Genomic DNA, 1,146 nt, shown 5'->3' with positions numbered 1-1,146 from the left:
GCCCGACGGCACCCACTGGCACCACCACTACGACGCACAGGGCCGGCTGGTCGAGCTGGAAGGCCCGCAAGGCTTCCGCCAGCAGTTCTTCTTTGACGACCACGGCCGCCCGGTGCAGCGCATCGAGGCCGACGGCAGCCACCAGACCACGGCGTTTGATGATGTCGGCCGCCTGAACGAACTCACCCTGGGCAATGGCGCGGTCTACCGCTTTGCTTATGACGACATGGACCGCCTGGCCAGCGAAACCGGCCCGGATGGCCGTGAGCAGCAGTACCGCTATGATGACGCGGGCCAGTTGGTCGAACGCATCGAAACCCACCGCACAGGCCCGGATGGTCAGCCGCTGGCTACGCGCTACGACTACGATACCGCCGGTCGCCTGACCGCTCGCCACCTACCGGCCACCGAGCACGCCCCGGCCAACACCGAACACTACCGCTGGGGCGCCAATGGCCAGCTGGCGAGCGTGATCAACGACCATGGGGAAGTGACGTTCCAGTACGATCACGCCCAGCGTTTGACCGGCGAACAGCAGCGGCATGCCGGTATGGAGGGAAACAGCGGCTGGCAGTGGCAGCAGCAACATACGCTCACCGCCAACGGCGCACCCCAACAAAGTCAGTTCGGTGACCTGCCCGCAATGAACTGGCACACCTACGGCAGTGGTCACCTGCACGGCTTGAGCGCGCCTGATCTGAATCTTGACATTGACCTGACACCGGATGCCCTGCACCGCGAGACTCAGCGCCGCGTCAGCCTCGGCAGTGGCGACCAGACCCAACCGCTGATTCTGGAGCGCGGCTATACCAACCTTGGCCAACTGGACCACCTCACCCTGCGCGGCGCGCAAGCCAACGGCGGCCAGCAGTACCAGTACGATGCTCTGGGCCGCATGAGCTTCCGCGCCCTGCAAGGCGAACAATCCAAAGTGATTGCGTATAGCTACGATGCCGCCGGCCGCCTGACCGGCAGCCAGCACGGCGACCAGGCCCACCGCTACGCGGTAGACGCCGCCGGTAACCGCCTGGATGGCCAGCAGGCCCTCTCCGATAACCGCCTGGGCCAGCTCAACGGCACTCGCTATCGTTACGACGGTGCGGGTAATATGATCGAGCGGCAACAACCGGACGGCGAGCGCCTGAC

The 1,146-nt window shown here is 65.4% G+C and carries 1 protein-coding gene and 1 pseudogene; one reads left to right on the top strand and one right to left on the bottom strand.

Going from position 1 to position 1,146, the window contains the following annotated elements:
• Positions 1-322 (bottom strand): hypothetical protein (locus CZ787_RS19040; RefSeq protein WP_254908536.1); only part of this gene is annotated, 322 nt, incomplete at its 3' end.
• Between CZ787_RS19040 and CZ787_RS02080 the strand changes: the two are divergent.
• Positions 299-1,146, top strand: a pseudogene (locus CZ787_RS02080) (hypothetical protein); the annotation flags it as partial. The gene CZ787_RS19040 and the pseudogene CZ787_RS02080 sit on opposite strands and share 24 nt — an antisense overlap.

It is taken from the genome of Halomonas citrativorans (assembly GCF_900163645.1).
GTDB lineage: Bacteria > Pseudomonadota > Gammaproteobacteria > Pseudomonadales > Halomonadaceae > Vreelandella > Vreelandella citrativorans.
This window is presented reverse-complemented; position numbering and strand designations above follow the sequence as displayed.